The sequence below is a fragment of the Rhizorhabdus sp. GW822-FHT03C02 genome, from assembly GCF_058801765.1.
Genome location: NZ_JBXANN010000007.1, coordinates 163,715 through 188,122, shown reverse-complemented (window position 1 = coordinate 188,122; position 24,408 = coordinate 163,715). Strand labels below are relative to the sequence as shown.

At 69.6% G+C, this 24,408-nt stretch carries 21 protein-coding genes; 14 read left to right on the top strand and 7 right to left on the bottom strand.

The annotated features are described in order from the left end of the window. Positions 1–177: 177 nt before the first annotated feature. Complete coding sequence (locus AC1RM6_RS18565; protein ID WP_493103886.1) at positions 178–504, top strand: hypothetical protein; 327 nt, start codon at positions 178–180, stop codon at positions 502–504. Here AC1RM6_RS18565 and AC1RM6_RS18560 read toward each other — a convergent pair. Then, a complete protein-coding gene (locus AC1RM6_RS18560; protein ID WP_493103885.1) occupies positions 474–2,111 on the bottom strand; it encodes a hypothetical protein in 1,638 nt (545 codons plus the stop codon). The two genes, AC1RM6_RS18565 and AC1RM6_RS18560, sit on opposite strands and share 31 nt — an antisense overlap. Positions 2,112–2,298: 187 nt before the next feature. On the opposite strand from AC1RM6_RS18560, the gene AC1RM6_RS18555 reads away from it, so the two are divergent. The 8 genes from AC1RM6_RS18555 (at position 2,299) to AC1RM6_RS18520 (ending at position 12,442) form a co-directional block, all read left to right on the top strand. Continuing rightward, positions 2,299–3,219 carry an aminotransferase class IV gene (locus AC1RM6_RS18555; RefSeq protein WP_493103883.1) on the top strand — a complete coding sequence of 307 codons (921 nt, stop codon included), beginning with the start codon at positions 2,299–2,301 and terminating at the stop codon, positions 3,217–3,219. Positions 3,220–3,229: 10 nt separating this feature from the next. Beyond that, on the top strand, positions 3,230–3,964 hold the full coding sequence (locus tag AC1RM6_RS18550; RefSeq protein WP_493103880.1) for a sulfotransferase-like domain-containing protein: 735 nt from the start codon (positions 3,230–3,232) through the stop codon (positions 3,962–3,964). 85 nt (positions 3,965–4,049) lie between these two features. Further along, positions 4,050–5,465, top strand: coding sequence for an amino acid permease (locus AC1RM6_RS18545; RefSeq protein ID WP_493103877.1), 1,416 nt, complete (start codon positions 4,050–4,052; stop codon positions 5,463–5,465). 163 nt (positions 5,466–5,628) lie between these two features. Next, positions 5,629–6,072 carry a GFA family protein gene (locus AC1RM6_RS18540; RefSeq protein ID WP_493103873.1) on the top strand — a complete coding sequence of 148 codons (444 nt, stop codon included), beginning with the start codon at positions 5,629–5,631 and terminating at the stop codon, positions 6,070–6,072. A 318-nt stretch (positions 6,073–6,390) separates the two neighbouring features. Continuing rightward, positions 6,391–7,068: an ABC transporter ATP-binding protein gene (locus AC1RM6_RS18535; protein ID WP_493103869.1), complete on the top strand. Its 678-nt coding sequence runs from the start codon at positions 6,391–6,393 to the stop codon at positions 7,066–7,068. Continuing rightward, a complete protein-coding gene (locus AC1RM6_RS18530) occupies positions 7,058–9,586 on the top strand; it encodes an FtsX-like permease family protein (protein WP_493103865.1) in 2,529 nt (842 codons plus the stop codon). The genes AC1RM6_RS18535 and AC1RM6_RS18530 overlap by 11 nt, the downstream gene beginning before the upstream one ends. After that, positions 9,586–10,653 carry a lipocalin-like domain-containing protein gene (locus tag AC1RM6_RS18525; RefSeq protein ID WP_493103864.1) on the top strand — a complete coding sequence of 356 codons (1,068 nt, stop codon included), beginning with the start codon at positions 9,586–9,588 and terminating at the stop codon, positions 10,651–10,653. Before AC1RM6_RS18530 ends, AC1RM6_RS18525 begins: the two co-directional genes overlap by 1 nt. A 196-nt stretch (positions 10,654–10,849) precedes the next feature. Next, positions 10,850–12,442, top strand: coding sequence for an EAL domain-containing protein (locus AC1RM6_RS18520; protein ID WP_493103862.1), 1,593 nt, complete (start codon positions 10,850–10,852; stop codon positions 12,440–12,442). Here AC1RM6_RS18520 and AC1RM6_RS18515 read toward each other — a convergent pair. Continuing rightward, a complete protein-coding gene (locus AC1RM6_RS18515; protein ID WP_493103861.1) occupies positions 12,428–13,633 on the bottom strand; it encodes an ABC transporter substrate-binding protein in 1,206 nt (401 codons plus the stop codon). The genes AC1RM6_RS18520 and AC1RM6_RS18515 overlap by 15 nt on opposite strands. After that, positions 13,630–14,211, bottom strand: coding sequence for an ANTAR domain-containing response regulator (locus tag AC1RM6_RS18510; RefSeq protein ID WP_493104096.1), 582 nt, complete (start codon positions 14,209–14,211; stop codon positions 13,630–13,632). Before AC1RM6_RS18510 ends, AC1RM6_RS18515 begins: the two co-directional genes overlap by 4 nt. A gap of 169 nt (positions 14,212–14,380) precedes the next feature. Between AC1RM6_RS18510 and AC1RM6_RS18505 the strand changes: the two genes are divergently transcribed. After that, complete coding sequence (locus tag AC1RM6_RS18505; RefSeq protein ID WP_493103860.1) at positions 14,381–15,019, top strand: SDR family NAD(P)-dependent oxidoreductase; 639 nt, start codon at positions 14,381–14,383, stop codon at positions 15,017–15,019. Here the strand turns inward: AC1RM6_RS18505 and AC1RM6_RS18500 are convergent. Beyond that, positions 14,997–15,227 (bottom strand): hypothetical protein, encoded by a 231-nt coding sequence (locus tag AC1RM6_RS18500; protein ID WP_493103859.1) that lies wholly within the window; start codon positions 15,225–15,227, stop codon positions 14,997–14,999. The two genes, AC1RM6_RS18505 and AC1RM6_RS18500, sit on opposite strands and share 23 nt — an antisense overlap. A 118-nt stretch (positions 15,228–15,345) precedes the next feature. Here AC1RM6_RS18500 and AC1RM6_RS18495 point away from each other — a divergent pair, with 118 nt between their 5' ends. Beyond that, positions 15,346–15,984 (top strand): SDR family NAD(P)-dependent oxidoreductase, encoded by a 639-nt coding sequence (locus AC1RM6_RS18495; protein ID WP_493103857.1) that lies wholly within the window; start codon positions 15,346–15,348, stop codon positions 15,982–15,984. Positions 15,985–15,990: 6 nt separating this feature from the next. Here the strand turns inward: AC1RM6_RS18495 and AC1RM6_RS18490 are convergent, their stop codons facing one another. Then, positions 15,991–16,425 (bottom strand): hypothetical protein, encoded by a 435-nt coding sequence (locus AC1RM6_RS18490; RefSeq protein ID WP_493103856.1) that lies wholly within the window; start codon positions 16,423–16,425, stop codon positions 15,991–15,993. 123 nt (positions 16,426–16,548) lie between these two features. Here AC1RM6_RS18490 and AC1RM6_RS18485 point away from each other — a divergent pair, with 123 nt between their 5' ends. After that, a complete protein-coding gene (locus tag AC1RM6_RS18485) occupies positions 16,549–16,908 on the top strand; it encodes a gamma-glutamylcyclotransferase family protein (protein ID WP_493103854.1) in 360 nt (119 codons plus the stop codon). On the opposite strand, the gene AC1RM6_RS18480 is transcribed toward AC1RM6_RS18485, so the two are convergent. Beyond that, positions 16,898–17,299, bottom strand: coding sequence for a hypothetical protein (locus tag AC1RM6_RS18480; protein ID WP_493103853.1), 402 nt, complete (start codon positions 17,297–17,299; stop codon positions 16,898–16,900). The genes AC1RM6_RS18485 and AC1RM6_RS18480 overlap by 11 nt on opposite strands. A gap of 86 nt (positions 17,300–17,385) precedes the next feature. Beyond that, positions 17,386–18,291, bottom strand: a complete 906-nt coding sequence (locus tag AC1RM6_RS18475; protein ID WP_493103851.1) for a LysR family transcriptional regulator — start codon at positions 18,289–18,291, stop codon at positions 17,386–17,388. Positions 18,292–18,389: 98 nt separating this feature from the next. On the opposite strand from AC1RM6_RS18475, the gene AC1RM6_RS18470 reads away from it, so the two are divergent. Together AC1RM6_RS18470 and AC1RM6_RS18465 are read left to right on the top strand one after the other, a co-directional pair. Beyond that, positions 18,390–19,817, top strand: coding sequence for an aldehyde dehydrogenase family protein (locus AC1RM6_RS18470; RefSeq protein ID WP_493103848.1), 1,428 nt, complete (start codon positions 18,390–18,392; stop codon positions 19,815–19,817). A 164-nt stretch (positions 19,818–19,981) separates the two neighbouring features. Continuing rightward, the gene (locus tag AC1RM6_RS18465; protein ID WP_493103845.1) at positions 19,982–24,313 is read left to right on the top strand and encodes an autotransporter domain-containing protein; all 4,332 of its coding nucleotides are present in this window, start codon (positions 19,982–19,984) and stop codon (positions 24,311–24,313) included. Positions 24,314–24,408: the final 95 nt, after the last annotated feature.

Here is a 24,408-nt window from a genome sequence, read left to right as displayed (position 1 = left end):
GTCATCCTTCGCGATAAGCAGCCCGGTCCGCATGAACGATCCTTGGTTCGAGGTCGTCCGCATGGGTGCGGGCCGGAAAGCCCGATCTTCTGCGGACAAGAAAAAAGCCGCCTCGAAGCGCGGTCGTCGGGACCGGTTCGGGCGGCGTCATTGCCTGTGCCGTGGCCTTTGGGGGCCGTGGCCCGGATCGCCCCGTCGTTGGAGCGGCCCGGCTATGGGAATCGGGACTTCATCGTCTCGACCGTCATGAAGCTGTCACGGATCGCGCTTTCCCGCAAGATTCTTTTTGCGGCAGTGCAACATTTGCAACTTTGGATGGTGGGAAGCGGGTTTCGGATCGAAGTCATGATGACGTGGGCCTTCGCCCGCACGACGAGTCCGAAGCCGGTCGCTAAAAGTGCGCTGTCACCGATTTGTGGTTCGCCACGAACCTGGGGCAGCCGTTCTTCGCGGATAGATCAACTGGGCGCCGATCAGCTCTTCACCGCCGGCTTGTCCTCATAATAAAGCGGCCCCAGCGCATCGATGATCTTGACCGCGTCGAGCATGCGCTCGGTCGCGGGGGTCGCGTCGACCGGGCGGATGGTGAGTTCGGTCTTGAAGCCGGTCGGAACGCTGCTGACCTCCCGCCCATATTGGGTCGTGGTCAGCCGCCGCGAATAATCGTGGCGGTCGACGATGACGAAGGCGGTCTTGCCGGCGGTGCGGGTGAGTTCGGCGGCGCGCAGCAGCGTCATTTCCTGGACGAGCGCCGCCGACGGGGTGTTGCCGATGAACTCGACCTTGGTGGTGCCGTCGGGATTCGGGGTCGAGCGGAAGCCGTCGGTGCGGTTGATCCCGCCGAGCAGGGTCGTCCCCATGCTGAGCGCGCCGCCGACCAGCGCGCCGAGGATGTTCGGGCGCGATCGTTCATAGTCGACGACCGCGCGCGGCGTTTCGGGCTCGATCAGCGCGATGTCGACCGCCGATGTAATCTCCTCGCGGCGCTTGTCGTCGAGCTCCTTGGCGAACGGCGTCGCGTCGGGCAGCATCGGAGCATCCTTCGCCGCGGCCTTGGCCTTCAGCGCGGCCAGCAGCTCGATCGTCGCGGCATCGCGCGGCATCGGGGTCGCGATCAGCGCCGCGATCGCATCGGGGACGCGTCCCTCGGCGACCGCGATCCGCGCCTCGGTCTGGTGTGCACGTATGTCGACATAGCGCTCGATCGCCTTCATCGACGAGGCTCCGGCCTCGCCGGCCGGCCCTTCGGCGGTCAGCGGTCGCGCGGTCGCGATATGGGCACGGATCTCGGCGATCTCGCGGCGTGCACCGGCCGGGTCGCCGGTGGCGGCGCGGGCATAGGCGCCGTGCAGCGATATGACCGTGGCGGACAGCATCCGCGACACGTCGGGCGATCGCGAGACCAGGGCGAAGGGCGCCAGCGGCTGGGTCGGCCAGACCAGCGCGACGTTCGGGCGCAGCGTCAGCACACCGGCGAAATTGCCGACTTCGGCTTCGCTGATCACGGCCTTGGCGCCCGCATCGGGTTCGAGCGCCGCCACCCCGATCCACGGCGATGGCGACGGCGTACCGACCGGGCGAGCGGCCTGCAGGATCACCGCGCCGGCCTCCTGGACCTGGAGCGAATAGGGCCGTGCCGCCATCGCCGCCTGGGCGAGCGGGACCGCGCCGGCGATGTTGCCCGATCGCGCCAGCGCGATCGCGCGCAGCAGCTTGAGCGAAACCGCCATGCTGCGCTGGTGGAAGCGGTCGGCGGCGCGATCGGCGGTCGCGGCCTCGGCAAGGTCGATATCGGCGAGCGCCTTGCCGGTGTCGCCGATGCGAAGATAGGCGGCGGCCCGGGCCCGCAGCAGATGCGCCCGGCGCAGCGTCTGGGTGGGCAGCAGCCGGGGGCTGGCCAGCGCACGGTCGCACGCCGCCACCGAATCGGGCCGCTGCCCGAGCATGATCGCATAGGAGCTGGTGCTCGCCGCACCGCGCATGCCGTCGTCCTGGCGGCCCGGCTGGAGCCGCCCGTCACAGGATTCGAAATCCTGCTTGTCCGATGCGTGGGCCGGCATCGCCACGCACATGCCGACGGCCACCAGGCCCGAAGCCTTCAAAAATTTCATGTCGAACCCCCCGGTTGTCGGATCGCCGCATGCACCATCGCCGACCGCCTTGCCAAGCCGGGCGCGCCGGGAGATCACGCCATTTTGGAGGAATCGTCGCCTGCGGCAGCGATGCGAGCCGGTGTCTCGACTCCCGCATCGGCGATGCTACCTTTGGCCATGGTTCGATCGGGACGAAAGGCAATGCGTGGCGGGTAGTCAGGATTTCGTCGAGGACCCGCGCAACCGCGACGTGTTCGCGCTGGTCGACGGGGCGCTGGTGCCGATGCGCGAGGCGACGGTGTCGATCTTCGATGCCGGATTCGGGCTTGGCGACGGGGTTTGGGAAGGGCTGCGGCTCCATCGCGGGGCGCTGTTGTTCCTGGAGGCGCATCTCGACCGGCTCTATGCGGCCGCCGCCGAACTGCGGATCGACATCGGGCTGAGCCGGGCCGAACTCGTCGCCGAACTGGTGCGGCTACTGCGCGCCAATGCGATGGCCGATGGAGGGCATCTGCGGCTGATGGTCACCCGGGGGCGCAAGGCGACCGTCAATCAGGATCCGCGCAACGCGTTGGGCAAGGCGACGATCGTCTGCACCGCGGAATTCAAGACCCGCGCGATGGTCCCCCCCGGCGGCGGGCTGGTGCTGCGCACCTCGGCGATCCGCACCACCGCGCCCGAGATGTTCGACATGCGGCTCAACACCCATAGCCGGGTGAGCCTGATCCGCGCGCTGCTCGATGTGATCGACAGCGGCGCCGACGAGGCGGTGATGCTCGATCCGCACGGCCATGTTGCGACCTGCAACGCCACCAACCTGTTCTGGGTCAAGGCGGGCAGGGTCTTCACCTCGGGCGATCTCCACTGCTTCAACGGCATCACCCGCGCCAACATCATCGCCCTGTGCCGATCGGGCGTCGCCTCGCTCGACCAGGGCGATTTCCCGATCGAGGCGTTGCGCGACGCCGACGAGGTCTTCGTGACCGGGACGATGGGTGGGGTGACCGCGGTGCGCGAGCTCGACGGGCGCACGCTGCCCGGCGCCGGCGCGCCGGTGACCGCGGCGCTCGCCGCCGCCTATGAAGCGCTCAAGGACGCGGACGCCGCCGCGCATCCGCTGCTGTGAGGTCCCTGGCATGACCTTGCGCATCGCGATGTGGTCGGGGCCACGCAACATCTCGACCGCGATGATGCGATCGTTCGAGAACCGCGCCGACTGCGCCGTCTCCGACGAGCCCTTCTATGCACATTATCTCGCGGCGACCGGGCTCGATCATCCGATGCGCGACGCGGTGCTGGCCTCGCAGCCGCAGGACTGGCGCGACGTCGCCGCGGCGATGGCGGGCGAGGCACCCGACGGATCGCCGCTCTGGTACCAGAAGCATATGGCGCATCATATGCTGGCCGATGTCGGGCTCGACTGGACCGAGGCCTGCGCCAATGTCTTCCTGATCCGCCGGCCCGAGCGGGTGCTCGCCTCTTATACGGTCAAGCGCGCCGAGGTGACCCTCGACGATATCGGTGTGGTGCGGCAGAGCGAGATCTTCGACCATGTCGCCCAGCGCAGCGGCGAGGCGCCGATCGTCGTCGACACCGATCAGGTGCTCGCCGATCCGCGGTCGACGCTGGCGGCGCTGTGCGCGTCGATCGGCATCGCCTTTTCGGAGGCGATGCTGGCGTGGCCGGCGGGATCGCGGGCGAGCGACGGGGTGTGGGCGCCGGCCTGGTATGATGCGGTCGAGCGCTCGACGGGGTTCGCCGCGCCGGGGCGGTCGGTCGGGCTGGACGATCTGCCCGAGGGGTTGCGGCGGATCGCCGAGGAAGCGGAGCCTTTTTATGAACGGCTGGCCGGGTATCGGTTGGCGGTGTGAGGTTGGCGGCGTCGCCCCGCTCCCTTGATCCTCCCCAAAGCTGCGCTTCAGGGAGGATCGAAGGCAAACAATCCAAGGAGAATCGATGTTCGGTCCCCGCAAGTCGCTCGATGATCTGGTCCGCCACGATGCCGCGCACCGGCTCGCCAAGACATTGTCCTGGCCGCATCTGATCGCGCTCGGGGTCGGGGCGATCGTCGGCACCGGTATCTACACGCTGACCGGGGTCGGCGCCGAGCGGGCGGGGCCGGCGGTGATCCTGGCGTTCGCGATCGCCGGCGCGGTCTGCGCCTGCGCGGCGCTGGCCTATGCCGAACTGGCGACGATGATCCCGGCGGCGGGGAGCGCCTATACGTTCAGCTACGCCGCGCTCGGCGAGACCGTCGCCTGGATCGTCGGCTGGAGCCTCGTCCTCGAATATTCGCTCGCCTGTTCGACGGTCGCGGTGGGCTGGTCGGGCTATCTGGTCGGCTGGATCGCCTCGGCGGGCATCCATCTGCCCGCGGCGCTGCTCAGCGGGCCGCATGGCGGCGGCATCGTCAACCTGCCGGCGGTGCTGGTGGCGCTCGCGGTGATGGGGATGCTGATCGCCGGCACCCGCGAGAGCGCCACCCTCAACATCATCCTGGTGGTGATCAAGCTGGTCGCGCTGGCGATGTTCGTCGCCTTCGCGCTGCCCGCCTTCGACGCCGCCAACCTCCACCCGTTCATGCCCTATGGCTTCGGCAGCACCGAGAGCGGCGGCATGAAACATGGGGTGATGGCGGCGGCGGCGATCGTGTTCTTCGCCTTTTACGGCTTCGATGCGGTCGCGACCTCGGCGGAGGAGGCGCGCAATCCGGGGCGCGACCTGACGATCGGCATCGTCGGATCGATGCTGGTCTGCACCGCCATCTATATGGGGGTGGCGATCGCCGCGATCGGCGCGCTGCCCTATACCGCGCTCGGCCATTCGCCCGAGCCGCTCGCGCTGGTGCTGCGATCGCTGTCGCACCCGGTCGCGGCGCATCTGATCGCGCTCGCCGCGGTGGTCGCCTTGCCGTCGGTGATCCTGGTGATGATGTACGGGCAGAGCCGGATCTTCTTCGTGATGGCGCGCGACGGGCTGCTGCCGCGCGGGCTCGCCCGGGTTTCCCCGCGCACCGGCGCGCCGACGCTGATCACTTTGCTCACGGGCCTGTCGATCGCGCTGGTCGCCGGGCTGTTCCGGCTCGACGAGATCGCCGAACTCGCCAATGCCGGGACGCTGCTCGCCTTCATCGCGGTCGGGCTGTGCCTGATGGTGCTGCGCCGCCATGCGCCGGACATGCCGCGGCTGTTCCGCTGCCCGGCGCCCTATGTCGTCGGGACGCTGGCGATTCTGGGGTGCCTCTATCTGCTGTCGAGCCTGCCGACCGCGACGATCCTGCGCTTCCTCGTCTGGAACGCGATCGGGCTGGCGGTCTATCTGCTTTATGGCCGGCGCCACAGCCTGGTGCGGGGTGGGGTGGCGAAGGTCTGATCGCCCCTCATCCGTCATCCCGGACTTGATCCGGGATCTCACTTCTTCTTGCGCCCGCGAAAGGCAAAGAGATTACGGCTTTCGCCGGAATGACGGGAAGGAGGCGTTGGCTTCGACAAGCGGGAACGGGCATCTTTTCGCGGAATCGCGCGTTTTCCGGGCTATGGACGACAGTGGCAGAGTTCCGACCCAGATCGAGATCCGCGCCGGCAAGGTGCGGATCGGCAAGGTCCGCTCGGGCGGCTGCGCCTGCCGCGCGGTCCATTTCATCGTCCGCGGCCCGCCGATACGCTGCGGGCTGTGCCATTGCCTGACCTGCCAGAAGGCGCATGCCTCGGCCTATTTCCCGTTCGTGATCTTCGCGCGCGATCATGTCCAGCTCGCGGGGGAGACCGCCGGCTGGGACAGCACCCGCGATTATCGCCGGCTGTTCTGCCCGCACTGCGGATCGCGGGTCGCCAGCTTCGCCGGGCCCGAGATCGAGCTGTCGCTGGCGAGCTTCGACGACCCGGCGGCATTCGCACCGCAATATGAAAGCTGGGTGATCCGGCGGCTGCCCTGGGTGAAGCCGCTCGATGTGCCGCAGTTTCAGCGCAACCGGGAGTGAGGGGCGACCTTTCTTCTTCGTCGCCCCGCACTTGTTGCGGGGGCCATGGCTATCGCCGCGCAGACCGCCGCTCGGGGTTGAACCCAGGCTTATCTGCTCTTCTTTCTTTAGGCATGGCACTCGACGCACCAGCCATGGACCCCGCAACCAGTACGGGGCGACGGGTTAAGTCAGCGCCAATGGACGAAGGCCGAGATCTCGGGAGGCAAGGGCGCGCGCTAACCTCCTGAGATCCCGGCCTCCGCCGGGATGACGTGGGTGGGACGGGGCTCGATCACCCTTGAAGCTTCCCCCGCACTCCCCCAAACCCATGCCATGATGCCGCCCGCTCTCCTTGCCGTCCGCGCGCTCGCCAAGGGCGTGCCCGGCCCGCGCAGCCTGTTCCGCAACCTCGATCTCGATGTCGGGGCGGGAGAACTGGTGGCGATCACCGGCGAGTCCGGGGTCGGCAAGTCGACCTTGCTCAACATCCTCGCCGGGCTCGACGATGCCGATGCGGGCAGCGTCGCGGTCGACGGGGTCGTGCTCGGACCGCTCGACGAGACCGCGCGGACGCGGGTGCGGCGCGAGCGGATCGGGTTCGTGTTCCAGGCTTTCCATATCCTGCCCTATCTGACCCTGCGCCAGAATGTCGCGCTGCCGCTGGCGCTCGTCTCGCCCGATGCCGCCGCAGCGCAGGCGCGCGCCGAGGCGATGCTAGAGGCGGTCGGGCTCGGCGGGCGCGGCGCCGGCTATGCGCGGGATCTGTCGGGGGGCGAGCTGCAGCGGGTGGCGATCGCCCGTGCGCTGGTGCACCGCCCGGCGCTGATCCTCGCCGACGAGCCGACCGGCAATCTCGATCCCGACACCGCCGCGCGGGTGCTGGCGCTGTTCGGCGCGGCGGTGCGCGAGGGCGGCGCGGCGGCGGTGATGGTGACCCATTCGGAGGCGACCGCGGCGGTCGCCGACCGGGTGTTGACCTTGACCGCACACGGATTGGTCGAACGTGGGCGCTGAGCCCGGCCTGTCGTCCGGCCGGCTGGCGCTTCTCTGGCTGATCGGCGGCGAAGCGCGCTTCCACCCCGCGCGCTTCCTGCTGACCGCGGTGGCGATCGCGGTCGGGGTCGCGCTCGGTTTCGCGGTGCATATCGTCAACGGATCGGCGCTGGCTTCGTTCGACGGGGCGATGCGCGGGGTCAGCGGCGCCGCCGACCTGTCGGTGCGCGCGACCAGCCGGCTCGGCTTCGACGAGACCCTCTATCCGCGCATCGTCCGCGCCGCCGGGGTCGCCGATGCCAGTCCGGTGGTCCGGCTCGACGCGCGGATCGGCAAAACCCGGCTGACCCTGCTCGGGATCGACGTCATCCGCGCCGCCGCGGTGACGCCGACGCTGGTCGGGCTGCGGCCGCAGGGCCCCGACCAGAGCAAGGACGGCGCGTTCGACGAGGCGGCTTTGTTCCTGTCGCGCGCCGCGCTCGCCCAGGCGGGGCTGCGGGTCGGCCAGTCGGTGGCGGTGCTGGCCAATGGCCGCAGCGTATCGCTGCGGATCGCCGGGACACTGCCGGCGGCGGGTGAGGCGGCGGCGTTCGGGGTGATCGACATCGCCGCCGCACAGTGGCGGTTCGGGCGGCTCGGCCGGATCGACCGGGTCGATCTTGCGCTCGCCGATCGCCCGGCGGCCGAAGCGGCGCTGCGCGCGCTGCTGCCCGCCGATGCGGTGCTATCGAGCGCCGAGGCGCAGAATGCGCAAGGCGATGCGCTGTCGCGCGCCTATCGCATCAACCTCGACATGCTGGCGCTGGTCGCGTTGCTGACCGGCGGCTTCCTGGTCTATTCGGCGCAGTCGCTGGCGGTGGTCCGCCGCCAGCGCGCCTTCGCGCTGCTGCGCACGCTCGGCCTGTCGCGCGGCGGGGTGATCGCCGCGGTGGTGGTCGAGGGGCTGGCGATCGGGATGGTCGGGTCGATGGCCGGGCTGGCGGCCGGCTATGGCCTTGCCTGGGGCGCGCTCCACTGGCTCGGCGGCGATCTCGGTGCGGGCTATTTCGGCGGCGTTACATTGCGGGCGGTCTTCCTGCCGGTTGCCGCGATCGGCTTCTTCGCGCTCGGCCTGCTGGCGGCGGTGCTCGGCAGCGCCTTGCCCGCCCGGCTCGCCGCGCGGGCCGCCCCGGCCGCCGCGCTCAAGAACGCCGGCGACATGATCGATCCGCGGGCGCTGGTCGCCTGGTGGCCTGCGGCGGTGCTGCTGGCCGCCGGGAGCGCAGTCGCGCTGCTACCGCCGGTCGCGGGGCTGCCGCTGTTCGGGTTCGTCGGGATCGGGCTGCTGCTCGCGGGCGGGATCGCCGGGGTGCCGTGGTTCGCGCGCGCTTTGCTGGCGCCGCTCGCGCGGGGCACCGGCCGCCATGTCCCGCGGCTGCTCGCGGTCCGCCATCTCCACGGCGCCCCCAATGAGGCGGCGACCGCCTTGTGCGGGATCGTCGCCTCGACCGCGCTGATGATCGCGATGGCGGTGATGGTGACGAGTTTCCGCAGCGCGGTCGACGACTGGCTCGGCGACGTGCTCGGCGCCGATCTCTATCTGCGCAGCGGAGTCGGGGCGAGCTTCGATCCGGCCGACCGCGCCGCGCTTGCAGCGGTTCCGGGCGTTGCACGGCTCAGCTTCAGCCGGTCGCAGCCTTTGACGATCGCGCCCGATCGTCCGCCGGTGATGCTGATCGCCCGGCCGGAGCGCGACGGCCGTGATCCGCTGCTCGTGCTGATCGATCGCGCCGAGACGCTGCAGCCAGGGATGCTGCCCGTCTGGGTCTCCGAACCCGCGCAGCGCCTCTATGGCTGGAACCCCGGCGACATCATCACGCTTCCTGTCGCCGGCCGCACCCGCTTCGCGGTCGCCGGGGTGTGGCGCGACTATGCGCGGCAGGCGGGGGCGGTGCTGGTCGACGAGGGCGATTATCAGCGGCTGACCGGCGACACCGGCCGCGACGAGCTGTCGGCCTGGCTGCGGCCGGGAGCGAGGCCAGGTGCGGTCGCCGCGGCGATGAAGGCGCGGCTGCCGGCGGCGCTGCGCGAGCAGGTCGAGGTCGCCGAGCCCGCGACGCTGCGCCGGCTCGCGCTGACGCTGTTCGACCGCAGCTTCGCAGTGACCTATCTGCTCGAGGCGGTGGCGATCCTGGTCGGGCTTGCCGGGGTCGCCGCGACGATGTCGGCGCAGACGATGGCGCGCGAGCGCGAGTTCGGGATGCTGCGCCATCTCGGCCTGACCCGGCGGCAACTGACCGCGATGCTCGCCACCGAGGGGGCGATCGTCGGGCTGACCGGGGCGCTCGCCGGGATCGGCCTCGGGCTGGTGCTCGCCCAGATCCTGATCCATGTGATCAACCCGCAATCGTTCAACTGGACGATGGCGACCCGCATCCCGTTCGGCACATTGCTGTCGGTCGCCGCGGCGCTGACGATCGCCGCGGCGCTTACCGCGATGCTCGCGGGGCGCCGCGCGACCGCGCGCGGGGCGGTTCAGTCGGTGCGCGAGGACTGGTGATGAAGCTGCTGCGATTCCTCGCCTTATCGATCGCCGCGCTGAGCGTCGCCGCCGCGGCGGCCACGCCCTATCCCATGGTGCGGCCGGGGATCGTGATGCGTTTCCCGCGCGATCATGGCGCGCATCCCGATTTCCGCACCGAATGGTGGTATGTCACCGGCTGGCTGCGCACCCGGAGCGGCGAACCGCTCGGTTTCCAGGTCACCTTCTTCCGCACCCGGCCGCCGGTCGATCCCGCCAACCCCAGCCGCTTCGCCGCGCGGCAGGTGATGTTCGCGCATGCCGCGCTGTCCGATGCCCGAACCGGCCGGTTGCTCCACGGCGAGCGCGCGGCGCGGGCGGGGTTCGGCCTGGCCGGGGCGCGCGTCGGCGACGCCGATGTCGCGATCCGCGACTGGCAGCTGCGCCGCCTGCCCGACGGGCGCTGGACCAGCCGGATCGCCGCTGATGGCTTCGTGCTCGATCTCGGTTTCGTGCCGACCCAGAAGCCGTTGCTCCAGGGGCAGGGCGGCTATAGCCGCAAGGGGCCGAAGCCCGAGGAAGCGAGCCATTATTATTCGATCCCGCATCTGCGGGTGCGCGGCACCGTGATCCGCGGCGGCGCAGCGGTCGCGGTCACCGGCGAGGCGTGGCTCGATCGCGAATGGTCGTCCAACTATCTCGCCCCCGATGCGCAGGGGTGGGACTGGACCGGGCTCAACTTCGACGACGGCAGCGCGCTGATGGCGTTCCGGATCCGCCGCAAGGGCGGCGGCACCGTCTGGGCGGGGGGATCGCTGCGCCGTGCCGACGGGACGGTGGCGGTGCTCGGGCCGGGCGACGTCGCCTTCCAGCCGCTCGCGACATGGCGGAGTCCTGCGACCGGCGCGGTCTATCCGGTCGCGCAGCGGCTCAGCATCCGGCTGCCCGAGGGTATCCGCCGCTGGCGGCTGACGCCCTTGTTCGCCGCGCAGGAACTCGACGGCCGCCGCAGCGGCCTGCCGGTCTATTGGGAAGGTGCGGTCCGCACCGCGGGCGGGCGCGGCTATCTCGAGCTCACCGGTTACGACCGGCCGCTGACGATGTGATACCGGATCCCGATGAGCTTGACTCATCGTGGTCCGGTATCAGCCCGAGCGGCGCTTGAGCATATCGATCGAGGATGCGTCAGCATCTTCGAGATCGCGTATCGGCCGCGCGACCGATCCCGTCGCGGGACATGGTCGCGGTCATTAACCAATTCGCACCCCGACCATGCTAGGCGGCGCCGGGAGAGGGGCGACGATGAAGTTTTTCAGCCGGCTGACGGCGACGATCGTGGCGGGGGTGTTCCTGACCGCCGGCCTTCCGATCTCGGCTTCGCTCAACCTCGCACGGCGCCAGGCGATCGAGCGCGAGCAGGATTATCTGCTCGGCCAGGCGCGCAGCGCGCTTGCCCGCTCCGAAATGACCGCCGATCAGCTCATCGCGGGCACGCAGGCGATCGCCGGCTTCGACGACGCCACGATCTGTTCGGATGCCGGGATCGACCGGATGCGCCAGATCGACCTCGGCTCGACGCTGCTGCAGGCGGTCGGCCATGTCGAGGGCACCCGCATGACCTGCTCGTCCTTCGCCGGGCGGCGCGGCTTCGAGGTCGGCAGGCCCGATTTCGTCTCGCGCAAGGGCACCAGCATCCGCACCGACGTGCGGCTGATCGATCCGCGCCGATCCTATCTGATGGTCGGCTATGGCAGCTTCGTCGGGATCGTCCACAAGGAGCTGGTGCTCAGCTTCGTCGACACCGCACCCGACCTCGCGGTCGGCATATTCACCGCGTCGAAGCGCCGGCTGATGGCGATGCGGGGCGATGTCGCGCCGGCCTGGCTCGGTGCCGGCCCGGCCGGCGACCTAGTGTTCCAGAGCGGCGACCGGATGGTCGCGATCGTCCATTCGCAACGCTATGATCTCGGCGCGGTGGCATCGCTGCCGATCGCCCATGCCGCGGGCTTCGTCCGTCAGGCGGCGATGATCCTGGTGCCGCTCGGCATCGCCGTCGGGTTGCTGCTGTCGGCGGTGCTGATCTATGTCGTCCATGGCCGCGCCTCGTTGCCGGGGCTGTTGCGCCAGGCGCTCAAGGCGCGCGAATTCCATCTCGTCTATCAGCCGGTCGTCGATCTTCCGACCGGGCGGATCGTCGGGGTCGAGGCGCTGATCCGCTGGCGGCGCAGCCGCGGCGACGCGATGCCGCCCGACCGTTTCGTCGCGATCGCCGAAAAGGCCGGGTTGATGCGCCAGCTCACCGCGCATGTCCTCGATCTGCTCGCGGCCGATGCGCGGTCGATATTGCCGACCGCGCCAAGGCTCCACATCGCGGTCAATTTCGCCGCCGACGACATGCACCGCGAGGACGTCGTCGACCAGGTCCGCGATTTCCTCGACCGGTCGGGCATCGCGCCCGGCCAGCTGATTGTCGAGGCGACCGAGCGCAGCCTGCTCGACGTCGATCTCGCGCGCAGCACGATGCGGCGGCTGCGCGCGATCGGCGTGAGGATCGCGATCGACGATTTCGGCACCGGCTATTCGAGCCTCGGCCATCTCGCCCGGCTCGAGATCGACTATATCAAGATCGACCGGATCTTCGTCCAGTCGCTGGGTACCGAGTCGGCGTCGAGCCAGGTTGCGGGGCGGATCATCGACATGGCGCGCGACCTCGACCTGTGCCTGATCGCCGAGGGCGTCGAGACCGCCGAGCAGGAAAGGCTGCTCGGGGCGATGGCGGTCGGGCTCGCCCAGGGCTATCGCTACAGTCGCCCGCTCGCGCTCGAGGATCTGCTCCAGCGGCTGCGCGCCGACCGTGCATCGCGCCCGCTGGAACCAGCGCTACTTGGCCTGTGATTCGACATAGTCGCGCGCCCGGTCGGGATCGAACGACTGCCCGTCGAAAAAGCGGTCGGGCCCCATGATCAGCCGCCCGCTGGTGCTGCCGACACCGGTCGGCCGGCTGATCGCGCCTTCGACCTTCGCGCTCGCGCCCGGCAGGTTGGCGCCGGTGCCGGCCAGCGCCGACCGGTAGATATCGGGCCGGAACACGTCGGCGGCCTCCTGGAAATCATGGCCGGCAAGGTCGGCATGGTCCCAGCGCACCATCTGCGAATAGAGCCACATCGCCTGGCTGCGCCACGGGAAGTTGGCGGCTTCGCGGTGGAGCACCAGAAAATCCTCGACCGGGGTCGGTTCCTCCCCCGGGCGCAGCATCAGCCGGCCGGCGAGCGCGCGCTCGATCAGTTCGGCGGGCTGGCCGATATGGTCGGGATGGGCGAGCAGATCGGCAACCTCGGCGCGGCGGCGCGGATCGCTGACGATGGTGCCGGCGCGGTGGAGCGCGCGCAGCAGCGCCTCGACCTCGGCACGGCGTTCGTCGAGCGCGGGCCGGCGGAAGGCGAGCAGCTTTTCGACCCCGCGGTTCCAGATCTGGCTGGTCGCCGCGACGATCACCGCGTCGCCATGGGTTACCGCGACGCTGTTCCACGGCTCGCCGACGCAACTGCCGTCGACCTCGCCGATCGCCAGCGCATCGGCGACGAACGGCGGCGGCACCACGACGATCTCGACGTCGCGGTCGGGGTCGCAGCCCGACGCGGCGAGCCAGTAGCGCAGCATGTAATTATGGCTCGAATAGCGGTGGACCACCGCCAGCCGCAGCTTGCGGCCGCTTTCGGCTTCCGCCCTGGCCGCTGCCGCCAGCCGCCGGCCGGTATCGGCGACGTCGTTCACCCGATAGTCGCCGAGCAGCGCCGCCACCCGGGTCGACACCGTCACCGTATTGCCGTTGAGCCCGAGCATGAACGGGGCGGCGAGCGGCACCGCCGGCCGGTCAAGCCCCATCGAGGTCGCGATCGCCAGCGGCGCGAGCAGATGCGCGGCGTCGGTCTGGCCGTAGATCAGCCGGTCGCGCACCGTCGCCCAGCTCGAATCGCGGTGCAGTTCGATCGCCACGCCTTCCTGTTCGGCAAGGCCCAGCGCGTGCGCGACGATCGGCAGCGCGGCGTCGACCAGCGGCACGAAGCCGATCCGGAACAGGCTCATAGATCGCCTCCCAACAAACTCTCCGCGGTGACCAGCGCCTCGGCGATCTCGGCGATGCGGCGGCCGCCGTCCATCGCCTGCTTGCGCAGCAGCGCATAGGCGGCGGGCTCGTCGATCTTGCGGCGCTTCATCAGGATCGCCTTGGCGCGGTCGACGACCTTGCGCTCGGCGAGCGCCGACCGCGCCTCGTGGAGTTCGACCTGCAGCCGCGAAAAGGCGTTGAAGCGGCGCACCGCCAGTTCGAGGATCGGCTTGATCCGTTCCTTGCGCATCCCGTCGACGACATAGGCCGAGATGCCGGCATCGACCGCCTCGGCGATCGAGCGCTCGTCGGACTGGTCGACGAACATCGCGATCGGCCGGGCGAGCGCGCGCGACAGCGCGAAACTCTCCTCGAGCACGTCGCGGCCGGGATTCTCCAGGTTGATCAGCACGACGTCGGGCGACAGCGCGTGCAGCGCCGCGACCAGCCCGCGCCGTTCGAGCAGCAGGTGGATGTCGGAAAAGCCCGCTTCGCGCAGTCCCTCCGCGATCACCGCGGCGCGTGCCGCGCTTTCGTCCACGACCGCTATCTTCAGGATCGCCTCCGCCGCCCCATCGCTTCCGGCGGCTTGGCGCTCCGCTCGGCCGGGGTCAAGCCGGAGATGCGATCCGAAAATAGTTTCCCGGCCCGGGTGCGGGTCTGCACCAGCGGCGGCGTCTGCTGTCGATGGGCGGATCGCGATCGGCCCGATCGGGGAGAAGGTCGTGGGACGGCTCGACGACAGGACGATATTGATCACCGGCGCCGCGGGTCGGGTCGGGGCTCTCGTCACGCAGGCGCTCCGTGCCGCCGGCGGGCGGGTCGTCGGGGTCGATCAGGCGGCGGCGATCGACGCCGACGAGATGATCCTCGCCGATCTCGCCGGCCGCGAAGCGATCGAGGCGCTGTGCCGGTCGATCGCGGGGCGGGCGGTCGACGTGCTGATCAACCTCGCCGGCCTCGCCGATAGCGAGACCGGCGACCGGTCGATCGAGCAATTATGGGCGGGCTATACGACGGGCCTGATCGCGCCCGCCATGATCGCGCGGGCGCTGCTGCCGGGGATGAAGGCGCGCGGCCAAGGCCAGATCGTCACGGTCGGTGCGCCGTTCGGCGACACCCCGCTTTCGGGCTTCGTCAAATGGTCGAGCGCCAAAGCCGGGCTCAAGGGACTGAGCGAGGCGCTGCGCGGCGAACTGGCGGGCAGCGGCGTCGCCGTCACCCATGTCGAACCTCGCGGGGAGCATGGCGGCGAAGCGGCCGCGCGGCTCGCCGGGCGGATCGTCGAGACGGTGATCGACCGCGAAGCCGCGCCGTTCCACGAACGCCCGCTGGCCGCGCTCAAGGCATCGCCAGGCTGCTGAGTTCCCGGATCGAAATGCCGTAGGTCGCGCAGATATGGTCGCGCAGCCGTTTCTTGACCTCGGCCATCTCGCGATACGCCTCCTCCTCGGCGGCCTCGGCGCTCAGGTCGATCACGAAGCTGCTCGGCACCAACTGGTCCCAGGTCAGGCTGTGGCGCGCCGCGGCCGCACGCACCGCCGCCACCAGTTCGGATCCTTCGATGTTCATCGTCATGCCCGGTCAACGCGGCCGGAGCGCTTGGGTTCATCGTCCTGACGCGCCGCACGGTTACGGTCCGGTCCGTTCGGCGCCGTCTATCCCATGGCGGGGCAAAGCGGGGGGCAGGATGGTGGTGCTGAACGAAAACCGGACGATTGTCGTGACCGGCGCCGCCGGGCGCCTCGGCAGCCTGGTGGTGAAGCGGCTTCGCGACGCCGGGGCCCGGGTCGTCGCCATCGACAGCTGCCTGTCGGCCGATGTGAGCGAGACGATCGCCGCCGATGTCACCACCGCGCGCGGGCTGGCCATCCTCACCGAGGCGCTCGCCGGGCGCCCGGTCGACGGTCTCGTCAACATGGCGAGCATCCGCCATTGCGAACAGGATGCCGAGGGGCCGATCGAGGCGCTGCTGGCCGGCTATCTCGCGGGCGTCGTCGCCGCGTCCTCGCTTTCGCACGCGCTGCTGCCGATGATGCGGGTCCGCAATGCGGGGCATATCGTCAATGTCGGCGCGATGTTCGACTATATGCCCCCCGAAGGCCGCGAGCGCTGGTCGAGCTGCAGCGCGGGCCACAAGGGGCTGACCGCGGCGCTGCTGTCCGAGGTCGCGGGCACCTGCGTCCGGGTCAGCTATATCGATCCGATCGTCGACAGGGACGGCGCCCAGGGCGTCGCCGACCGGATCGTCGCCGCGCTCACTGATTTCCGCGGCCACCATATCCATGCCGCGGCCCATGCGCCGATCCGGGCGGCGATGGCGGGCTGACCGGCGTCAGGAACGGACGTCGGCGGGCCGCGAGGCGGTCTTCTTCTGCTTCGTCTCGGCGGGCGGGATCGTCCGGATCGTCGCGGCATATTCGGCGAACAGCACCAGCACCCAGATCTCGACCCCGCGCCAGTCGTTGGCGGTCACCCCGTGCGCCAGGTCGAGCGCCAGGAAGGCGAGCGCCATCATGCGGAACCACAGCATCGAGAAGGACGGCAGGTCGGCGCGGAACGACGCGCTGACCATCATCGCCAGGCTGAACAGCCCGGCGATGATCTTCGACGCCATCGTCTCGGCGAGCCGGAGCTGGTCGAGCGCGGTCAGGAACCAGAACAGCCGCGAGACCGCGAACTGGGTCTGGCGGGTCATCTGGCACAGCTTGATGATCGGCGGCAGGAACAGCGTCTTGCCGAGCCACGCATCGATATCGGCGATCGTCATGCGCCGCATGTAGTGCGGGCGAGGCCGCTTGGCCAGACCGGCGGGGCGCGCGTCGGGCACCATCCGGCCGAACCCGGACGAAATCCCTCCTGTTCGGGCGACGACCGCGCTACGACGGGCCGCATGATCATCTTCTCCTACGGCACCCTGCGCCAGCCCGAGGTCCAGCGTGCGGTGTTCGGGCGTCTCCTCGATGGCGATCCCGACAGCCTGGCCGGTTTCCGCGTCGACCATGTCACCATCACCGACCCCGACGTGATCGGCGCGAGCGGCAGCGAGGTCCATCTGATCCTGCGCCGCGATCCGGCGGTGACCGCGCCGATCATCGGATCGGCGCTGGCGATCGAGGCCGCCGACCTGCCCGCGGTCGACGCCTATGAGGGCGACACCTATGCGCGGATCGAGGTGATGCTGGGATCGGGGCGCACGGCGTTCGTCTACGTCGCGCCGGATGGCTGCGGCTGCCCGGTTGTCAGGGAATGACGGGCGGGATTTCCGGAGGTAACTCGCCTTCAGCCAACGCATATCCGGTCGGGAGCGAGCGGGTTACGCATGCAGCGAAGGCCGGGTCTCGGGCATAGCCATAATAGCGAATAGGCAGCATCTCGGACATATGTTCGAAGACCAAGGTTTCGGGGCGGCAGGCGAGCAGGTCGCGCATCATCGAAGGCCGGTCGAGTTGAAATGGATTGATCGCCGACGATGGCGGAATTCTCGGGTCCCAGAATTCCGAGGTGAAAAGGAGGGAGAACGGATTCTGGCGCTGTGATTGCTCCAGCTCGGGCATGTAGATCGTCCAGGCGCGCAGCCGGTGGACCACCAGCCGATCGATGACGAATGCCCCGTCCGCCACGAAGAGGATCGCGGCGGCCAAGATCAACATGTTTCGTCGAGGGCGCCCGATCCTCATGAGACCAGCATGGCGCGGCGATGCCGTGGCTGCAACCGGCTGGGCGATCGTCAGGCCAGCATGCCCTGCGCATTGCGCTTGCGGATCAGGTCGATCAGCGCGCGCAGCCCGGCGGGGACATGGCGGCGGCCGGGATAATAGAGGCACAGGCCGGGATAAGGCGGGGTCCAGTCCTCGAGTGCTGCGACCAGCCGCCCGCTCGCCAGATGCGGCGCGACCGACCAGGCGCTGAGGAAGCCGAGCCCGGCGCCGACGAGCACCGCCTCGAGCATCAGCGTCCATTCGTCGAGCACGAGCTGGCCGGGCACGTCGATCGCCACCGCCTGGCCGCGCTTCTCGAACTCCCAATGATAGATCTGCCCGCTCGCCATCCGCGCGCGGATGCAGCGATGCGCCATCAAATCCTCGGGCGCCTGCGGGCGCGGATGCTCGGCGAAATATGCGGGCGATCCGACCACCACCATGCGCTGGTCGCCGCCGATCGGCACCGCGATCATGTCCTGCGGCACCGCTTCGGCGATGCGGATGCCGGCGTCGAAACCCTGGCCGACGACGTCGACCAGCCGCCCCTCGGTCACCAGCACGACGTTCATCTCCGGGTAGAGCCGCAGATAGTCGAGGATGATCGGGGTCAGGATCATCCGGGCCGCGCCCGCCGAGGTGTTGATCCGCAACGTGCCCGCCGGGGTCTCGCGCTGGCTGTCGATCGCCGCGATCGCCTCGCCGATCATGCCCAAAGCCGGGGCGATGCGGGCGATGAACTGGGCGCCCGCGTCGGTCGGCGACACGCTGCGGGTGGTGCGGTTGAACAGCCTGACCCCGAGCCGCGCCTCGAACGCGGCGATCGCATGGCTGAGCGCGGAGGGCGACATGCCGAGCTCGATCGCCGCGGCGCGGAAGCTGCCGAGCCGCGCGACCGCGAGTACCGCGTCATATTCGGTATGCGTCCGGATCATTGTACGAAATCCTGCATCACTTCATGCTGGTTTATACGGCTTATCGATCCAATCCCAGCCACCTAGATAGCGGGCCGTACCGATATTCGGAGAGCATCATGTATCTGATCGAGCAAAGCTATATCGACGGCGCGCTGGTCGTCCCGCACGGCGCCGAGCTGTTCGACCTCCACAATCCCGCGACCGGCGCGGTGATCGGCCAGGTCCGGCTCGGCGACGAGATCGACACCCGGGCCGCGATCGCCGCGGCGAAGCGCGCCTTCCCGGCCTTCTCGCGCAGCAGCAAGGCCGAACGGATCGCGATCCTCCACCGCATCCACGACGCGCTCGCCGCGCGCGACGCCGAACTGCTGGCGGCGGTTGTCGAGGAATATGGTGCGCCGACCGAGCGCGCGACATGGATGGTCGATCATGGCAAAAGCGTGCTGCTCGACGCTGCGAGCACTCTCGAGAGCTATGCATTCCAGCGGACGATCGGCACCGCGCGGGTGACGATGGAGCCGATGGGGGTGGTCGGGGTGATCACGCCCTGGAACAGCAATGCCGGCTTCATCTGCGGCAAGCTGGCGATGGCGATCGCCAGCGGATCGACCTGCGTGATCAAGCCGAGCGAGATGAGCGCGTTGCAGACCAGCGTCGTGATCGCGGCGCTCGCCGCTGCCGACCTGCCCGCCGGGATCGTCAACATCGTCAACGGCCGCGGCGACGTGGTCGGCGCCGAACTGAGTGCGCATCCCGACATCGCCAAGATCAGCTTCACCGGATCGACCGGCACCGGCAAGGCGATCCTGCGCGCGGCGGCCGAGAGCTTCAAGCGGGTGACGCTCGAACTGGGCGGCAAGTCGCCGATGATCATCCTCGACGATGCCGACTTCGCCGAGGCCGTGCCGTTCGCGCTCCAGGCCGGCTATATGAACAGCGGCCAGGCCTGTCTCGCGGGCACGCGGCTGCTGGTGCCGGCGTCGCGGCTCGCCGAATTCGAGGCGGCGATCAAGGCCGCGGTCGCCGATATCAAATCGGGCGATCCGCGCGATCCGGCGACCACGATCGGCCCGATGGTGAGCGCGCGCCAGTGGCAGCGGGTCCAGTCCTATATCCGGCTCGGCCAGGAGGAGGGCGCGACCCTGCTCGCGGGCGGCGAGGGCCGACCCGATGGCTTGCCCGAGGGCGAGGCCGAAGGCTGGTTCGTGCGGCCGACGATCTTCACCGGGGTCACCAACGCTATGCGGATCGCCCGCGAGGAGATTTTCGGGCCGGTGCTGTCGATCATCGCCTATGACGGCGACGAGCAGGCGATCGCGATCGCCAACGACACCGATTACGGCCTCCACGCCTATGTCGCCTCGTCCGATCCCGCCCGCGCCCGTGCGGTCGCCGACCGGCTGGTCGCGGGCCGGGTGATCATCAACAACGCCCCGATGGAAAATCTCGCCCCGTTCGGCGGCTTCAAGCAATCGGGCATCGGCCGCGAGAACGGCGTGTTCGGGCTGGAGGCCTTCCTCGAGCCGCGGGCGGTGATGGGATAGAGTTTGACGTCGCCCCGGCGGAGGCCGGGGCCGCCCAAGATGGAACGGTACGCATAAGCCTTGGGCGGCCCCGGCCTCCGCCGGGGCGACGGAATAGCTTGCTGTCACATAAGCTTCAAATCTCTCGCCTACCGGAAGCCCCTTGAATCATAAGGGGGATAGCAATGCGCATCATGCTCGAAGCGAGCCGTACGGTACTCGCACTGTGTTCGGTCGCGGCGATCGCGTCGGCGACGCCGGCGTTCGCGACCGACTATGTCGTCGCCGCGGGCGCCACCGACACCGCGCAGAAGACCGTCGGCGGCACCGACACGATCACCGTGCAGGCGACCGGCACCCTCCAGACCAGCACCAACCCGGCGATCAACTGGAGCACCGCCTCGACCGCGCTGGTGATCAGCAATGCCGGCACGATCCGCACCTCCAACGCCACCGGCCGCGCGATCAACGCGTCGGGGTCGGCCAATCCGCGCAGCATCACCCTGACCAACGCCGCCGGCGCGCTGATCGAGTCCGCCGACGATGCCTTCCGCATCAACCTCGACGTCACCGCAGGGACGATCCTGGTCGACAATCGCGGGATCATCCGCACCACCAATGGCGGCCAGGCGATCGATTTCGACGCGATCGCCTCGACCGGCGCCAGCATCACCATCAACAATGCCGCCGGCGCCGAGCTGCGCTCGTTCGGCCAGGACGCGATCCGGTCGGGCCAGGGTGCGGTGATCAACAATGCCGGGCTGATCTATTCGGACGGCGCGCCCAACAACAGCTATGACGGCATCGACATGCAGGGCCACAGCGCGACGGTCAACAACCTCGTGACCGGCACCATTTCGGGCTTGCGCCACGGCATCACCAGCGATGTCGACCTGACCGTCACCAACGCCGGCATCATCAATGGCCGCAACGGATCGGGGGTCGGCTCCGACGGCAACGGCACCGTCACCAACAGCGGGACGATCACCGGCGCCTGGGACGGGGTCGCGACCAATGGCGACGGCGACGGGGTCGACATCGATTTCATCGGCACGATCGTCAATACGGGCACGATCCGCGGCATCAGCGCCGCGGGGGTGGATTCGGGCGGCCGTCCCAACGGCGCCGAAGGCATCGCGATGGGCGGCGGCAGCATCGACAACCGCGCCGGCGCACTGATCAGCGGCGGCGCCACCGGCATCTTGATCGACGATGGCGCGGGCGGCGCCGGCTATGGCGCGACGACGATCACCAACGCCGGCACCATCGAGGGGCTCGGCGGCGCCGCGATCACGATGGTCGGCGCCTATGCCGACGTCATCACCAACTCGGGCACGATCCGCGGGGTGGGCAGCGCGATAGCGATGGGTGACGGCAACGACACCCTCAACCTGCTCACCGGCTCGGTGATCACCGGCACCATCGACGGCGGCGCCGGCACCGACGCGATCACCCTCGGCGGCAGCGGCGCGGGCGTGTTTGCCGGCGCGACCAATTTCGAGACGCTCGCGGTCAATGCCGGCAGCTGGACGCTGAGCGGCACCCAAAGCTATTCGGGCGGGGTGACGATCGCCGGCGGTGCCACCGCGATCGGTACCGGCGCGATCGTCGGCAACATCGCCAATGCCGGCGCGCTGGTCTTCGACCAGGCCAATGCCAGCACGCTGGCCGGCACGATCTCGGGCGCCGGCAACGTCACCAAGACCGGATCGGGCACGCTCACCGTCGGTGCGCAGAGCTATACCGGCGCGACGACCGTCAGCGGCGGCACCCTCGCGCTCACCGGCGCGCTGTCGAGCACCAGCTATGGCGTTGCCGCGGGCGCGACCCTGACCAGCGCGCTGTCGGCGACGATCGCGACCACCGGCACCAGCGTGTCGATCACCAACGCGGGCACGATCAGCAGCACCAACGCCACCGGCCGCGCGATCAACCTCGCCGGCGGCAACAATGCCCGCACGATCAGCCTGACCAACGCCGCAGGCGCGGTGATCAGTTCGGCCGACGACGCCGTCCGGATCAACGCCAACCTCACCGGCGGCAGCGTCACCGTCGACAATTTCGGGACGATCCGCACCAGCAATGGCGGCCAGGCGATCGATTTCGACGCGATCGCCAATACGGGCGTCGCGATCGTCATCAACAACCATGTCGGCGGGGTGCTCCAGTCGGTCGGCCAGGACGCGATCCGGCCGGGACAGGGCGCGGTCGTCACCAACGAGGGGCTGATTCGCTCCGACGGCGCGGCCAACAACAGCTATGACGGGATCGACTGGCAGGGCAAATCGGGGGTCGTGATCAACGCTGTGACCGGCACCATCTCGGGCCTGCGCCACGGCATCACCAGCGACGTCGCGGTCGACGTCACCAACCGCGGGACCATCAATGGCCGCAACGGATCGGGGGTCGGTTCGGACGGCACCGGCACCGTCGTCAACTATGGCACGATCACCGGCGCGTGGGACGGGGTCGCCACCAATGGCGACGGCGACGGGGTCGACATCGACCTGATCGGCACCGTGCGCAACTTCGGCACGATCCGCGGCCTGAGCGCCGCCGGGGTCGACTCGGGCGGCTCGCCGAACAGCGCCGAAGGCATCGCGATCGGCGGCGGCACGATCGAGAACGGCGCCGGCGCGCTGATCGAAGGTGCGGGCGTCGGCATCCTTGTCGACAATGGTTCGGCCGGTGCGGCTGCCGGTGCGACCACCATCACCAACGCCGGCACCATTCGCGGCCTGGGCGGGGCGGCGATCAGTCTGGTCGGCGGCTTCGCCGACACGATAACCAATTCCGGTGTCATCACCGGCAACGGCACCGCGATCGCGATGGGCGCCGGCAACGACACCCTCAACCTGCTGACCGGTTCGGTGATCACCGGCATCGTCGATGGCGGCGCCGGCACCGATATCGTCAACCTCGGCGGCACCGGCGGCAGTTTTGCAGGCGCGGTCAATTTCGAAACGCTCAACGTCACGTCCGGGACCTGGGCGATGACCGGCACGTCGAGCTTCGCCACCACCAGCCTTGCCGCCGGCCGGCTCAACGTCAACGGCACGCTGACCTCGGCGGTCACCGTCGCGAGCGGCGCCACTCTCGGCGGCACCGGCAGCGTCGGCGCGGTCACCCTGCAGAGCGGCGCGATCCTCGCCCCCGGCAACTCGATCGGCCGGCTGGCCGTCAACGGCGCCTTGAGCTTCGCCGCCAACAGCATCTACCAGGTCGAGGCCAATGCCGCCGGCCAGGCCGACCGCACCGATGCGACCGGCGCCGCGACGATCGCCGCGACCGCCAAGGTCCAGGTGCTCGCCGCCGCCGGCACCTATAATCCGCGCACCGACTATGTGATCCTGACCGCGGCGGGCGGGGTGACCGGCACCTTCGGTACGGTGACGACCGACCTGGCCTTCCTCACCCCGCGGCTGGCCTATGCCGCGAACAGCGTGACGCTCAGCCTCTATCGCAACGACATCAGCTTCGCGAGCGTGGCGCAGAGCTTCAACCAGGCGAGCGTCGCGACCGCGGTCCAGGCGCTCGGCATCGGCAATGTCCTGTACGAACAGGCGCTGGTCCAGAGCGCGGCCGGCGCGCGCGCCGGCTTCACCGGCCTGTCGGGCGAGCTCTATGCGACGACGCTGTCGGGGCTCACCAACAATGGCCGGCTCGTCCGCGATGCCGCGCTCGGCGCGCTCGACGCTCGTGGCGAGGACGGCCGCTTCGTCTGGGGCAGCGCGCTCGGCGACTGGGGCCAGTCGAAGGGCAGCTTCGGCGCCGCCGGGCTCCAGGACGACACCACCGGCATCGTCGCCGGCTTCGGCATCGCCCATGACGGCCTGACCGCGACCGCGCTCGCGGGCTATTCGACCTCGGACTTCGACGTCGATGCCCGGTCGGCTTCGGCCGATGTCGACAGCAAGTTCGTCGGCGCAGGCGTCGGCTATGCCAGTCATGGCCTGTCGGCGAAGCTCGGCGCGACGCTGGCCTGGCACGATATCGATGCGCGGCGGCAGGTGACGCTGGGAACGGTCTCGGAAACCCCGAAGACCAGCTATGACGGCACCACCCTGCAGCTCTTCGGCGAGATGGCCTATCGCTACACCGCGCAGGACATCAACCTGACGCCGTTCGCACGACTGGCCTATGTCCGCAGCCGCACCGACGGCTTCACCGATGCCGGCGGCGCCGCCTCGCTGACGGTCACCCGCGGCACCCAGAAGGTCGGGATCGGCATCGCCGGCCTCGATGTCCGCGGGACCCTCGCGGACGGCGTCCACCCGCGCTTCAGCGTGGGCTATCAGAAGATCTGGGGCGACATCCGTGGCGACGTCTCGGCGCGCCTGCCCGGCAGCACCGCCTTCACCAGCGTCGGCGTGCTGTTGCCGCGCGAGGCGGCGGTGATCGACGGCGGCGTCGACATCGATCGCGGCGCCTTCAGCTTCGGCATCTCCTATGTCGGCCAGATCTCGAAGGACTGGACCAGCCACGGCGCCAAGGCGACGGTCAGCTACCGGTTCTGAACCTTCTTCCCCTCCCTGCAAGGGAGGGGACTGAGGGGTGGGTGGCGAGCAAAGCGAGCCTTCCGGCTGTTCCGCGTGAAGCTCCGTCGGGGGCG